14 protein-coding genes are annotated in these 11,683 nt (G+C 67.7%); 6 read left to right on the forward strand and 8 right to left on the reverse strand.

Annotated elements, in window-relative coordinates; all coding sequences use genetic code 11:
• Positions 1 to 4: 4 nt before the first annotated feature.
• Positions 5 to 910: an MBL fold metallo-hydrolase gene (locus BMY35_RS32830; protein ID WP_093208419.1), complete on the reverse strand. Its 906-nt coding sequence runs from the start codon at positions 908 to 910 to the stop codon at positions 5 to 7.
• Positions 911 to 1,005: 95 nt separating this feature from the next.
• Between BMY35_RS32830 and BMY35_RS32835 the strand changes: the two genes are divergently transcribed.
• Genes BMY35_RS32835 through BMY35_RS32845 form a run of 3 tightly spaced genes read left to right on the forward strand, consistent with a single transcriptional unit; the run spans position 1,006 to position 2,230 of the window.
• On the forward strand, positions 1,006 to 1,329 hold the full coding sequence (locus tag BMY35_RS32835; protein WP_093208422.1) for an ArsR/SmtB family transcription factor: 324 nt from the start codon (positions 1,006 to 1,008) through the stop codon (positions 1,327 to 1,329).
• 2 nt (positions 1,330 to 1,331) lie between these two features.
• Positions 1,332 to 1,769: a YeeE/YedE family protein gene (locus tag BMY35_RS32840; RefSeq protein ID WP_093208425.1), complete on the forward strand. Its 438-nt coding sequence runs from the start codon at positions 1,332 to 1,334 to the stop codon at positions 1,767 to 1,769.
• Positions 1,770 to 1,786: 17 nt separating this feature from the next.
• Positions 1,787 to 2,230 carry a DUF6691 family protein gene (locus BMY35_RS32845; protein ID WP_093208427.1) on the forward strand — a complete coding sequence of 148 codons (444 nt, stop codon included), beginning with the start codon at positions 1,787 to 1,789 and terminating at the stop codon, positions 2,228 to 2,230.
• 8 nt (positions 2,231 to 2,238) lie between these two features.
• On the opposite strand, the gene BMY35_RS32850 is transcribed toward BMY35_RS32845, so the two are convergent.
• The 3 genes from BMY35_RS32850 to BMY35_RS32860 all read right to left on the reverse strand — a co-directional run bounded on the left by BMY35_RS32850 (position 2,239) and on the right by BMY35_RS32860 (position 6,054).
• Complete coding sequence (locus BMY35_RS32850) at positions 2,239 to 4,170, reverse strand: TRAP transporter large permease (RefSeq protein ID WP_093208430.1); 1,932 nt, start codon at positions 4,168 to 4,170, stop codon at positions 2,239 to 2,241.
• On the reverse strand, positions 4,167 to 4,847 hold the full coding sequence (locus BMY35_RS32855) for a TRAP transporter small permease subunit (RefSeq protein ID WP_093208434.1): 681 nt from the start codon (positions 4,845 to 4,847) through the stop codon (positions 4,167 to 4,169). Before BMY35_RS32855 ends, BMY35_RS32850 begins: the two co-directional genes overlap by 4 nt.
• Positions 4,848 to 4,944: 97 nt before the next feature.
• A complete protein-coding gene (locus tag BMY35_RS32860; RefSeq protein ID WP_093208437.1) occupies positions 4,945 to 6,054 on the reverse strand; it encodes a TRAP transporter substrate-binding protein in 1,110 nt (369 codons plus the stop codon).
• A gap of 220 nt (positions 6,055 to 6,274) precedes the next feature.
• Between BMY35_RS32860 and BMY35_RS32865 the strand changes: the two genes are divergently transcribed.
• The gene (locus tag BMY35_RS32865) at positions 6,275 to 6,685 is read left to right on the forward strand and encodes a rhodanese-like domain-containing protein (RefSeq protein WP_093208439.1); all 411 of its coding nucleotides are present in this window, start codon (positions 6,275 to 6,277) and stop codon (positions 6,683 to 6,685) included.
• Positions 6,686 to 6,704: 19 nt separating this feature from the next.
• Here the strand turns inward: BMY35_RS32865 and BMY35_RS32870 are convergent, their stop codons facing one another.
• Complete coding sequence (locus BMY35_RS32870; RefSeq protein WP_093208442.1) at positions 6,705 to 6,977, reverse strand: DUF4242 domain-containing protein; 273 nt, start codon at positions 6,975 to 6,977, stop codon at positions 6,705 to 6,707.
• A gap of 137 nt (positions 6,978 to 7,114) precedes the next feature.
• Between BMY35_RS32870 and BMY35_RS32875 the strand changes: the two genes are divergently transcribed.
• A complete protein-coding gene (locus tag BMY35_RS32875; RefSeq protein WP_093208444.1) occupies positions 7,115 to 8,068 on the forward strand; it encodes an AraC family transcriptional regulator in 954 nt (317 codons plus the stop codon).
• 18 nt (positions 8,069 to 8,086) lie between these two features.
• On the opposite strand, the gene lysM is transcribed toward BMY35_RS32875, so the two are convergent.
• Positions 8,087 to 8,548, reverse strand: a complete 462-nt coding sequence (gene lysM, locus BMY35_RS32880) for a peptidoglycan-binding protein LysM (RefSeq protein ID WP_093208447.1) — start codon at positions 8,546 to 8,548, stop codon at positions 8,087 to 8,089.
• Between the two features lie 134 nt (positions 8,549 to 8,682).
• On the opposite strand from lysM, the gene BMY35_RS32885 reads away from it, so the two are divergent.
• Complete coding sequence (locus BMY35_RS32885) at positions 8,683 to 9,471, forward strand: type III pantothenate kinase (RefSeq protein ID WP_093208449.1); 789 nt, start codon at positions 8,683 to 8,685, stop codon at positions 9,469 to 9,471.
• A 10-nt stretch (positions 9,472 to 9,481) separates the two neighbouring features.
• Here BMY35_RS32885 and BMY35_RS32890 read toward each other — a convergent pair whose 3' ends face one another.
• Both BMY35_RS32890 and BMY35_RS32895 read right to left on the reverse strand, forming a co-directional pair.
• Positions 9,482 to 10,810 (reverse strand): serine hydrolase domain-containing protein, encoded by a 1,329-nt coding sequence (locus BMY35_RS32890; RefSeq protein ID WP_093208452.1) that lies wholly within the window; start codon positions 10,808 to 10,810, stop codon positions 9,482 to 9,484.
• A gap of 35 nt (positions 10,811 to 10,845) precedes the next feature.
• Positions 10,846 to 11,661 carry a crotonase/enoyl-CoA hydratase family protein gene (locus tag BMY35_RS32895; RefSeq protein ID WP_093208455.1) on the reverse strand — a complete coding sequence of 272 codons (816 nt, stop codon included), beginning with the start codon at positions 11,659 to 11,661 and terminating at the stop codon, positions 10,846 to 10,848.
• Positions 11,662 to 11,683: the final 22 nt, after the last annotated feature.

Genomic DNA, 11,683 nt, shown 5'->3' on the forward strand with positions numbered 1-11,683 from the left:
GCCTTTACTCGGGACTGGGCCGTCGCGACGGCCGGGGCAGGGCGTTGAGCGGAATGCGCAGGTAGGCCACCCCGTTGTCGTCGGGTGGCGGCAGCCGGCCGGCGCGCACGTTGACCTGCATCGACGGCAGGATCAGCGTCGGCACGTCGAGCGTGGCGTCGCGCGCGGTGCGCATGCGCACGAAGTCGTCTTCGCCGATGCCGTCGTGCACGTGGATGTTGTGGGCGCGCTGCTCCGCGACGCTGCTTTGCCAGCGGGGCTCGCGCGTGGCGGGCGGGTAGTCGTGGCAGACATACACGGCAGTTTCGGGCGGCAGGGCGAGCAGGCGGCGCATCGAGCGATATAGCTGGCGCGCGTCGCCGCCCGGGAAGTCGGCGCGCGCGCTGCCCAGGTCGGGCATGAAGAGCGTGTCGCCGACGAAGACCGCGCCGTCCACCAGGTACGCCATGTCGGCCGGCGTGTGGCCGGGCACCAGCAGCGCGGTCGCCTCGGTGTCGCCGATGCGGAAGGATTCGCCGTCCTCGAAGAGATGATCGAACTGGCTGCCGTCGGGCAGGAAGTCGCGCTCGAGGTTGTAGAGGTTGCGGAAGGTGGCCTGCACCGTACGGATGTGCTCGCCGATGGCGATGCGTCCTCCGGCTTGCGACTGCACATGGCGCGCGCCCGAGAGGTGATCGGCGTGCGCGTGGGTCTCGAGGATCCAGTCGACCTGCAGCGACTGGGCGCGCACGTAGGCCAGCAGTCGGTCGGCCGAGGCGGTGCCGGTGTGGCCGGACCTGAAGTCGTAGTCGAGCACCGGGTCGATCACGGCTGCGCGCCTCGTGGCGTGGTCCCAGATCACATAGGACACCGTGCCCGTCGCGGGGTCGAAGAATGCCTGGGTGGTGGTGCGGGGCGCGGTCGTCGTCATGGCAATCCTTCCGTGATGCAGGGTGCATCGGCTTCATTCAAGGCATCTATATTATATTGATTGATATAATGTTTGTTGACTAACTGTCATTGCCCATGAAGAACTCCACCCTCGTCATCGATCCCGAAGCGCTGCGCGGCGCCGCCGGCCGGGCGGTCGGCGTGCTCAAGCTGCTGGCCAACGAAGACCGGCTGCTGCTGCTGTGCCAGCTCTCGCAGGGCGAGATGTGCGTGAGCGACCTGGAAAGCGTGCTGGGCATCCGCCAGCCCACCCTGTCGCAGCAGCTCTCGGTGCTGCGCGCCGAAGGCGTGGTCAACACCCGGCGTGACGGCAAGAACATCTACTACAGCGTCGCCGATGCCGCGCTGCTCGAGATCCTCGCGGTGCTCTACCGCCTCTACTGCCCGAAGGAGAGCTGAAGATGCCCGCCATCGACTGGCCTCATTTCACGCCGTGGGCCGCGCTGGCCGGTGGCGTCCTCATCGGCATCGCCGCGGCGATGTTCGTGCTGCTCAACGGACGCATCGCGGGCATCAGCGGCGTGCTGGGCGGGTTGCTGCGCCCCGCGAAGGGCGACATCGCCTGGCGCGCGGCCTTCGTGCTCGGCCTGGTCGGCGCGCCCCTGGTCTACGGCCTGTTCGCCGTGCTGCCCGCGGCGCGGATCGATGCGGGCTACGGCACGCTCGCGCTGGCCGGCCTGCTGGTGGGCGTGGGCACGCGCTATGGCGCGGGTTGCACGAGCGGTCACGGTGTGTGCGGCCTGGCGCGGCTGTCTCCGCGTTCGCTGGCCGCCACCGGGGTTTTCATGGCCGCAGGGTTCGCCACGGTGTTCGTGGCGCGCCATCTGCTGAAGCTGTGAGCAGGGAGCGATCCGCCATGCCGCTCGTCATTGCTTCCCTGCTCTCCGGCCTGGTCTTCGGGCTCGGCCTCATCGTGTCCGGCATGGCCAATCCGGCCAAGGTGCTCGGCTTTCTCGACCTGGCCGGGCCGTGGAACCCGTCGCTCGCGTTCGTGATGGGCGGTGCCGTGGGCGTGAGCGCCGTCGCCTTCATGTTCGCGCGCCGGCGCAAGCTGTCGCTGCTTGGCGCGCCGGTCGCGCTGCCCACCGCGCGGCGGCTCGACCGCCGATTGATCGGCGGCAGCCTGCTGTTCGGCATCGGCTGGGGCATTGCGGGCTTCTGCCCCGGCCCCGGGCTGGTTTCGCTCGGCACGGGCGAGTTCAAGGCAGTCGTCTTCGTAGGCGCCATGCTGCTGGGCATGGGCCTGTTCGAACTGCTCGAGCGTCGCCGTGCCCGGCGTCTTGCCTTGGCCGTTGCCTGAGCGCACCCTCAGCCGTACAGGTACTGCGGCAGCCACAGCGTCAGCCCCGGCCAGATGTACATGAACACCATGCACAGGATGACGATCAGCATGTACGGCATCATCCCCGCGAAGATCTGGTTGATCGTCACGTGCGGGGGCGACACCCCCTTCAGGTAGAAGGCCGACATCGCCACCGGCGGCGAGAGGAACGCCGCCTGCAGGTTCACGAACACCAGCACGCCGAACAGCAGCGGGTCGATCTGGAAGTGCGCGAGCAACGGCAGGAAGATGGGCACGAAGATCACGATGATCTCGGTCCACTCCAGCGGCCAGCCCAGGATGAAGATGATCGCCTGCGACAGCAGCAGGAACTGCAGCGGCGTGAGGTTCATGCCCAGCACCCATTCCTCGACGATGCGCTGGCCGCCCAAGAGCGCGAACACCGCCGAGAACAGCGCCGAGCCCACGAAGAGCCAGCAGACCATCGACGTGGTCTTCAGCGTGAGGAACACCGCTTCCTTGATCTTCTTGAAGTTCAGCGTGCCGGCCTGCCACGCCATCAGGAAGGCGCCGGCCGCGCCCACCGCGGCCGACTCGGTGGCGGTGGTGATGCCGAACAGGATCACGCCCAGCACCACCAGCGTGAGCGTGGCCAGCGGCATCACCGACGACACCAGCATGCGCAGGATCTCGAACTGCTCGGCGTCCATGCGCCAGTAGTACCAGGCCAGCAACGCGAGCGTGAAGAGACTGCACAGCAGGAAGCCGGTGTAGAAGGCCTCGGGAACGGCCGCGATCTTCGGTGCGTCTACGGCCTCGCCAAGCTGCTGCAGGCCGCCTTCGGCAGTGGCCGGGGGCGGGGCTGCTTCGCTGCCCGGAGGTTCTTCCACGCCGCCGGGGGGCTCCTGCAGGCTGCCTTCGGATGCGGGCTCCTTGGGCTCGTCGGAGGTGGGCGGTTCGGCGAGGCCGGTTTCGGATGCATGCGACGCTTCGGGCAGCGCCGCGGCCTCCTTCTGAGTCGCCTGCTGTTCCGCCACGGGCGTGCTGCTGCTGTTGTCCTTCTGCGAGTAGATGGTTACGTACCACCACACCGAGCCCAGCGTCACTGCCGCGAGCGCGAGTGGCACCAGCGCATTCAGCAGGTTGCGCAGCAGCAGCCACCAGGTGATGCGTACGCCCTCGACCGCGCCGCGCAGCGCACGGCCGGGAGAGACCACGGCCGCGAGCAGCGCCGGCAACATGCGCGTCGAATAGCTCGCGGCAACGTGCGCGACCCATGGCGTGACCGGCGCGCGCTGCTGTTCGCGCGGCAGCTTCGGCGCCACCTTCGGCTGCAGCAGCGCCCAGCCGATCACGTAGAGCAGGTAGAGGAATGCGAGGAAGAAGCCCGGGAACATCGCGGCCGCATAGAGCTTCACCACCGACTGCCCGGCCACTGCCGCGTACACGATGATCATTACCGAGGGCGGAATGAGAATGCCCAGCGTGCCGCCGGCCGTGATCACGCCGGCCGCGAGCCGCGTGTCGTAGCCCGCGTTGAGCATCGGCCGCATCGCGATCACGCCCATCAGCACCACCACCGCGCCAACGAGGCCGCTCGCGATGCCCCAGAAGGTGCAGACGATCAGCGTCGTCACCGCGAGCGAGCCCGGCACGCGCCGGAACGCGAGCTGCACGCTGTGGAACATCTTGTCGACGAGCGCGCCGCGCTCCATCACGTAGCCCATCAGCACGAACAGCGGAATCGACAGCAGCGTCTCGTTGGTCATGGCCCCGAACGCGCGCTGCACCATCAGGTCGAAGACCTTGTTGTCGAGCCAGGGCATCGACGGGTCGTAGAAGGCGATGAAGCCGAAGAACATGCCCAGGCCCATCAGCGTGAACGCCGTGGGAAAGCCGAGCATGATCACGACCACGATCAGGCCCAGCATCAGCAGGCCGAGTGCGGGCTCGCTCATGCTGCACCTCCCGTGCCGTTGTTGCTGCTTTCGCTCTTGCGCTGCTGCGCGGCCTGCTCGATGGCGTGGGCTTTTTCCATCACCTCGCGCTTGTCGGCTTCATCGACGTAGCTGCTGCCGGCGAGCTGCTCGCCCACCACGTCCATTTCTTCGGCGTCCTTCAGGCGCGGCGTCCATGCGCCGGTCTTCAGGCACAGCACGCAGCGCACCATCTCGGCGAAGCCCTGCAGCAGCAGCACGGCGCCGGCCACGGGGATCACGAATTTGAAGGGGTACACCGGAATCGGGTCGGCGTTGAAAGTCTGCTCGCGCATCGCCAGCGACTCGCCGAAGTAGGTCCAGCCCGACCAGGTGAGCGCCACCACGCCGGGCAGGAAGAAGAGCGCGTACAGCACGAGGTCGAGCGCCGCCTGCGTGCGCGGCTTCATGCTGCCGTAGAAGAAGTCGCCGCGCACGTGCCCGGCCTGCGCCAGCGTGTAGGCGCCGCCCATCATGAAGAGCGTGCCGTAGAGCATGTTGTTGGCATCGAAGATCCAGGCGGTGGGCGCGTTCAGCGCATAGCGCTTGAACACCTCGCCGCACACCAGCAGCATCAGCGCCACGATGAGCCACGAGAAGGTCTTGCCGATGACCATGCTGAACCGGTCGACGGCGTGGAGGAAGCGTTGGATGGTCATGAAGGCATGGCGGACAGGGGAGCACGCATCGGAAAGCCAGCCACCCGGGACGCCCCGGATGGCTGGCGCGAACGAAAGACCGGCGAAAGGCGCTTTCTCAGGCCTTCTTTTTCCCGAAGTAGTGGGCGTAGGCCATCTTGAAGTCCACGCCGTAGTCGTTCTGCCACTGCAGCGCACGCTCGGCGAACACGCGCTGCGACTCCAGCACCTTCTTGAAGAGCGGGTTCTCCTCGGACTTCTTCGCCACCGTCTTGTCCCAGGCCGCCAGCTGCGCGCGCAGCACCGCGTCGGGCGTCTTGTAGAACTTGATGCCGGCCTTCTTCATGTCGGCGTAGTCCTGCGAGTTGCGCTGCACGGCCTTCCAGCTCATGTCGGCGCTCGCGGCCTGCACGGCGTAGTCGATGATCGAGCGCAGCTCCTGCGGCATCGCCGCGTACTTGGCCTTGTTGAACAGCACCTCGAACTGCTCGCCCGACTGGTGGAAGCTCTGCAGCATGCAGTTCTTCACCACGTCGGGAAAGCCGAGCACGCGGTCGCTCGAAGCGTTGTTGAACTCGGCCGCGTCGATCAGGCCGCGGTCCAGCGCCGGCACGATCTCCCCGCCGGGCAGCGGGTTCACCGCCGTGCCCATCTCGGTGAACATGTCGACCGCCAGGCCGACGGTGCGGAACTTCAGGCCCTTCATGTCCTCGACCTTGGCCACCGGCTTCTTGAACCAGCCCAGCGGCTGCGTGGGCATGGGGCCGTAGAGGTACGACACCACGTCCATGTTCAGGCTCTTGTAGATCTCGTCGAGCAGCGCCTTGCCGCCGCCGTAGTTGTGCCATGCCAGCACGGTGTTGGCGTCCATGCCGAAGCCGGGGCCCGAGCCCCACAGCGCGAGCGCAGAGTTCTTGCCGTAGTGGTAGGCCACCACGCCGTGGCCGCCGTCGAGCGTGCCCTTGTTCACCGCCTCCAGCAGCTGGAACGCGGGCACCACGGCGCCCGAGGGCAGCACCTCGATCTTGAGGCGGCCGCCCGCCATGTCGTTGACCTTCTTGGCGAAGTCGTTGGCGTACTCGTGGAAGATGTCCTTGGCCGGCCAGGTGCTCTGGAAGCGCAGGGAAGTGGTCTGGGCCATGCTGACCATCGGCACCGACATGGCGCCTGCGGCCACGGCCGCGCCCTTGAGAAGGCTGCGGCGGCGGGGTGATTTGCTGTCTGTCATGTTGTCTCTCTCCAAACAAGTTCTGATGACGAAGAAAACCTGCCCGCCCCTTGGAGTTATGTTCGGCAGGCCCAAGCCGCATCTTTGGCGCGCAGGAATACGCGACAAACAGGGTTTTCACGAACTGGTGAAAAATTCCATCATCCGGCGGGGGCGCGAGGCGGTGCAAAGACGGCCGCCGCCTCTGAAGTAACCCTATTCATTGGAAGGACGCAGAGAGATGACTGAACCCGTTGGGGAAAAAGGCTATGCCGGCGACATCACGCCCGAGCAGGCCGCGCAGTGGGTGGCCAGCGGCGAGGCCGTGCTGGTCGACGTGCGCACCGACGCCGAGCGCGAATGGGTCGGCTACGTGCCGGGGGCCGTGCCGCTGGCCTGGAAGCAGTGGCCCGGCATGGCGATGAATCCGGCCTTCGATGACGGCGTGCGCGTCGCCGCCGAGGGTGGAAAGAAGCTGGTGCTGTTGTGCCGCAGCGGCGTGCGCTCGATCGCCGCTGCGAAGCGGGCGACCGAACTGGGCGCGCAGGCCTACAACATCCTCGAAGGCTTCGAGGGCAACCCGGACGAGAACGGCCACCGCGGGCTGATCGGCGGCTGGCGCAAGCGCGGGCTGCCCTGGCGGCAGAACTAGAGAAGGAAAGCCGCCCGCCTCACTCGGCCGTGGCCGGGTCGATGACGCTGTACACCCGGTCCACGCGGTTGGCCGGGAAGCCGCCGAGCTCCGCGTGCCGTCGCACCAGGGCCTCGTCGGTGGCCTGGTAGACGCAGTAGACCCGGTCGTCGGTCACGTAGCTGTGGATCCACTGGATGTCCGTGCCCATGCTGCTGAGCACGCCGCAGGATTTCTGCGAGATGGCTTTCAGGTCCGCAGGGGTGAACTTGCCGGCGCCGGGAATGTCTCGCTCGATGACGAATTTGGGCATGGTGGTACTCCTGTCTGGCTGTCAGAATCGGTCGAAGGCGACCAGGATCTATGGTGCCGAGGCGAAGCCGCCGCGTCTTGTCCGCTTCGCCGGACTTGTTGACCGAAACCCCGCCCTCGCTTGCCCGGGAGGTGACCATGGATGTCTTGTCGGACGTGCTGCGGACCATCCGCCTGGAAGGCGCGCTGTTCCTGAACGGGGACATGTATGCGCCCTGGTGTTTCAAGGTACCCAAGGGGACGGACATCGCGCAGCTGCTCAGGCCCGGCGCGCAGCGGCTGGCCATCTGCCACCTGGTGCTGCAGGGCGAATGCTGGGCCCAGGTCGACGGCGGGGAGCCGATCCGGGCGCGTGAGGGCGAGGTGATCGCCGCGCCGCATGGCGACTCCCACGTGCTGGGCAGCGGCCTGCAAAACGCAGCCGTGGACATGACATACGTGGTGAGTCCGCGCGCGCCCGAGCTGGAGCGCGTCCGCTACGGCGGCAATGGCGACCGCACGGTGCTCGTGTGCAGCTGGTTCGCTTACGAGGGCGACGCACCCAATCCCGTCATGGCGAACATTCCGCGCCTGTTCACCACGCCGCTGCGCAGCAGGCCGGCGGGCCCGTGGATCGAGCAGTCGGTCAACTTCGTGCTGGGCGATGCGGCTTCGCGCTCGCCGGGTTCGGAGATGGTCGCCGCCAAGGTGGCCGAAGTGCTGTTCGCCGAAGTGCTGCGCGGCTACATCGAATCCATGCCCGCCAACAACCCCGGATGGCTGGCGGGCCTGCGCGATCCCCACGTGAGCCGCTGCCTGGCGCTGATGCATGCCGAGCCCGCGCGCAACTGGACGGTCGACGAACTGGCGCACGAGGCCCACATCTCGCGCAGCGTGCTGGCGGACCGCTTCGCCGAGCTGGTGGGCGTGCCGCCCATGCACTACCTGGCGCGCTGGCGCATGATCCTGGCCGCCGGCATGCTGCGCAGGGACCAGTGCAACCTGGCGCGCATTGCCGAAGGCGTGGGCTACGAGTCGGAGGCCGCCTTCAACCGCGCGTTCAAGCGCGAGTACGGGGTGTCGCCGGGGGCCTGGCGGCACAACGGCGCGTAGCCGCGTGCCGCAGAGAGTTCAGATCGCCGGAATGCGCAGCTTCTGTCCCGGATAGATCTTGTCCGGGTGCGACAGCATCGGCTTGTTGGCCTCGAAGATCACGTTGTACTTGTTGGCGTCGCCGTAGTACTTCTTCGAGATGGCCGAGAGCGTGTCGCCGCGCACCACGTCGTGGTACTGCGCGGGCGGTGCGGCCGGTGCCACGAGGTTGTTCTCCACGCTGGTCACGTTCGCCACGTTGCCCGCGGCGAGCGACGCCTTCTCGCTGGCCTCCTGCGACGGTGCCTGGCCCGCGAGGGTGACCACGCCGGTGCTGGCGGTGTAGGTCACTTCCAGTCCCGTGAGGCCGAGGTTCTGCGTCTCGATGTAGGTCTTGATGGCGGCCGCGGCCGCCTGGTTGGCGTCGGGCGTGGCGGCCTGCGCCGACGAGCCGCCGAACAGCTTCTCACCAGCCTCCTTGATGAAACTGAGCAATCCCATGGTTCTCTCCTTGTGCGGTGGTGAATGGAACTGGCGAATGTAGCGGCGGAACTTCGGGAGCCGGCGTAGGCCCATGCCGCGTGTGTCAACGACGTGCCAGCGGAAATAACCACAAAGTCGCAATAATCCCGCGCATGTCATCCCCCTTCCTCGCCATCGACATCGGCAACACCCGCCTCAAGTGGGCGCTCTACGACTCGGCCCGCCCCGGTGCCGCGTTGCAGGCGCAGGGCGCCGAATTCCTCGACCACATCGAACGGCTGGCAGACGGCCCGTGGGCCGAGTTGCCATCGCCAGGCTCCATGCTGGGCTGCGTGGTGGCCGGCGACGCCGTGCGGCGGCGTGCCGAGGAACAGATCGTGGAACGCTTCGACTGCACGCCGCGCTGGGTGATGTCGAGTGCGGGCGAGGCCGGCATCGTCAACGGCTACGACCACCCCACGCGCCTGGGCGCCGACCGCTTCGTGGCGATGATCGGCGCGCGCCACCGCATGCTGGCCGCCGCGAAGCCGGGGCAGCCGCCGCGGCCGATGGTGGTGGTGCTGATCGGCACGGCCGTGACCGTCGAGGCCATCGACGCCGACGGCAAGTTCCTCGGCGGCCTGATCCTGCCGGGCCACGGCATCATGCTGCGCGCGCTCGAATCGGGCACTGCGGGCCTGCACGTGCCCACCGGCGAGGTGCGCGAATTCCCGACCAACACCAGCGACGCGCTGACCAGCGGCGGCACCTACGCCATCGCCGGCGCGGTGGAGCGCATGGTGCAGCACGTGCGCTCGCACTGCGGCGTGGAGCCGGCCTGCTACATGACCGGCGGCGCGGGCTGGAAGATGGCGCCCGTGATGAACGGGCACTTCGAACTGGTCGAGAGCCTGATCATGGACGGGCTCCTGGTGATTGCCCGCGAGCGGGCTTCGAACTGAGAAGACTCGGTCAGGGGCGCATCAGCGCTTCTGCCATCGCCTGGAAGGCCGGCAGCGTGAGCGGATCGTTCGCGCCGTTGGCCGCCACCGGGTGCGCCGCGTAGCGCACGATCACCATCTCGGCCTTCGGGTCCACGTAGATGCTCTGGCCGTGGATGCCGCGCGCCATGTATGCACCGTGCGGGTTGTGCGACACCCACCACATGTCGCGGTACGACCAGCCTTTGAGCAGCGGGTAGCCGGCCTTCACGAACTTGGCCGGGGCGCCGCCGCGCTGGATGTCTTCCACCACCGCCTTCGGAATGGCCTGCTGCCCGTTGGAGGCACGCCCGCCGTTGCGCATGGTCTCGCCGAAGCGGGCGAGGTCGCGCAGCACGGTGTTCAGGCCGCCGCCGCCCGACTCGGTGCCGATGCGGTCGACCATGAAGTAGGCATCCTGCTCGGCGCCGATGCGGCGCCAGATCTTCTCGCTCAGCAGGTCGGCCAGCGACTGGTTGCTGGCGCGGCGCACGATCCAGGCCAGCACCTCGGCGTTGACCGTCTTGTAGGCGAAGCCTTCGCCGTGCTCGCCTTCCTTCTTCAGCGTGACGAGGAACTCGTAGAACGACTTCGGGCCGGTGTAGTTCGCACCCTGCGTGAGCATGCCGCCGGCGCGGGCGTAGTCCCAGATCTCGGCCTTGGGATCGGCGTAGTTTTCCGAATAGCGCACGCCGATGGTCATGTCCATCACCTGGCGCACCGTGGCGTCGCCGTAGGCGCTGTCCTTGAGCTCGGGGATGTACTTGGTGACAGGTGCGGCCGGGTCGAGCTTGCCCTCGTCCGCGAGGATGGCCGCCAGCGTTCCCACGAAGGACTTGGTGACAGACATCGCGATGTGCGGCCGCTCGGGCGTGAGTGCGCCGAAGTACTTCTCGTAGACCACCTTGCCTCGGTGCATCACGAGGATGCCGTCGGTGTAGGTGCCCGAGATCATCTGGGCGAAGTTCAGCGTCTGGTCGCTGCCCAGCGGTTTGAACGTCACGGCTTCGATCTGCACCGGCGAAGTGCCCGAAGGCAGCGGGCTGGCCGCGCCGGCGCCGCGCCACACGTTGGCCGTGGGCACCGTCTCGCGCACGTGCGAGAAGCTCCAGCGCGTGCGCGGAAACACGCCGCCGGCCGGGTTGTCGAAGGTGATGAGCTTGTCGGGCGGGGGCGGGAAGCCCTTCATCCAGCCCATGGCGTCGACCGAAGTGGCCGCGGGGTCGGGCAGCGCGGGAGGCGTGGGTGTCTGTGCGGAAGTGGTGTTCACGGCGAGCAGGGTGAATGCGGCGGCGAGCGCCGTGCGGATGAAAAGAGGCATGTTCGTCGGCTCGTTGTTCTTGGTGGAAGAAGCGGTCAGCGACCGCTGAAGCGCGCCGGACGGCGTTCGATGAAGGAGCGCACGCCCTCGGCGGCGTCCTCGCTGTTCGACAGGCGCTTCTGCGTCTCGATGAATTCCGACACCGCGGCCAGCGGCCCCTGCTCCACGGCCTTGATCACGTTCAGCCGCGTGGCCACCACCGCCAGCGGAGCCTGCGCGGCGATGCGCTGGGCGATGGCCAGCGCCGCGTCGAGCTCCTGGCCGGCGGGCACCACCTTCTGCACGAAGTTGAGGCGGTAGGCCTCGGCGCTGTCGAACTCGTCGGCCGTGAGCAGGTGCAGCATCGCGTTGCCCACGCCCGCGCGCTCGGCCATGCGCAGCGTGGCGCCGCCCGTGGCCATGATGCCGCGCTGCACTTCCATCTGCGAGAAGCGGCAGTTGTCGGCCGCCACCACGATGTCGGCGCCCAGCATCAGCTCGATGCCCACGGTGAAGCAGATGCCCTTGACGGCCACCACCATGGGCTTGGTGCGGCGGCGGTAGTCGGGCAGGCCGAAGTCGTGCGGCTCCACCAGCCCGGCGGGAATCGCCTTCTCGCCGCGCTTCATGTATTCGGTGACCGCCGGCAGGTCGAGGCCTGCCGTGAAGTGGTCGCCGAAGGCATGCAGCACGCCCACGCGCAGGTTCGGGTCGTCGTCGAGCCGGGTGTAGGCCTCGGCCAGCTGTTTGAACATCGGCGGCGTCCAGCCGTTGCGCTTGGCCGGGCGGTTGATGCCGATCAGCAGCACGTGGTCGAGCACCTGGGTGTCGATGCAGCCTTCTGCCGGTGGGGTGGTGGGGGTCGCAGTCATCGGTCTTGTCTCCGTGTTGTTG

Source organism: Variovorax sp. YR750 (genome assembly GCF_900109805.1).
Classification (GTDB): Bacteria; Pseudomonadota; Gammaproteobacteria; order Burkholderiales; family Burkholderiaceae_C; genus Variovorax; species Variovorax gossypii.

Bases quoted from the DNA above. Each gene is read 5' to 3' on its own strand.
- BMY35_RS32865 (WP_093208439.1), top strand. From the start codon at position 6,275: ATGACTGAACCCGTTGGGGAAAAAGGCTATGCCGGCGACATCACGCCC.
- BMY35_RS32895 (WP_093208455.1), bottom strand. From the start codon at position 11,661: ATGACTGCGACCCCCACCACCCCACCGGCAGAAGGCTGCATCGACACC.
- BMY35_RS32885 (WP_093208449.1), top strand. From the start codon at position 8,683: ATGTCATCCCCCTTCCTCGCCATCGACATCGGCAACACCCGCCTCAAG.
- lysM (WP_093208447.1), bottom strand. From the start codon at position 8,548: ATGGGATTGCTCAGTTTCATCAAGGAGGCTGGTGAGAAGCTGTTCGGC.
- BMY35_RS32835 (WP_093208422.1), top strand. From the start codon at position 1,006: ATGAAGAACTCCACCCTCGTCATCGATCCCGAAGCGCTGCGCGGCGCC.
- BMY35_RS32845 (WP_093208427.1), top strand. From the start codon at position 1,787: ATGCCGCTCGTCATTGCTTCCCTGCTCTCCGGCCTGGTCTTCGGGCTC.
- BMY35_RS32870 (WP_093208442.1), bottom strand. From the start codon at position 6,977: ATGCCCAAATTCGTCATCGAGCGAGACATTCCCGGCGCCGGCAAGTTC.
- BMY35_RS32840 (WP_093208425.1), top strand. From the start codon at position 1,332: ATGCCCGCCATCGACTGGCCTCATTTCACGCCGTGGGCCGCGCTGGCC.
- BMY35_RS32855 (WP_093208434.1), bottom strand. From the start codon at position 4,847: ATGACCATCCAACGCTTCCTCCACGCCGTCGACCGGTTCAGCATGGTC.
- BMY35_RS32860 (WP_093208437.1), bottom strand. From the start codon at position 6,054: ATGACAGACAGCAAATCACCCCGCCGCCGCAGCCTTCTCAAGGGCGCG.
- BMY35_RS32890 (WP_093208452.1), bottom strand. From the start codon at position 10,810: ATGCCTCTTTTCATCCGCACGGCGCTCGCCGCCGCATTCACCCTGCTC.
- BMY35_RS32875 (WP_093208444.1), top strand. From the start codon at position 7,115: ATGGATGTCTTGTCGGACGTGCTGCGGACCATCCGCCTGGAAGGCGCG.
- BMY35_RS32830 (WP_093208419.1), bottom strand. From the start codon at position 910: ATGACGACGACCGCGCCCCGCACCACCACCCAGGCATTCTTCGACCCC.
- BMY35_RS32850 (WP_093208430.1), bottom strand. From the start codon at position 4,170: ATGAGCGAGCCCGCACTCGGCCTGCTGATGCTGGGCCTGATCGTGGTC.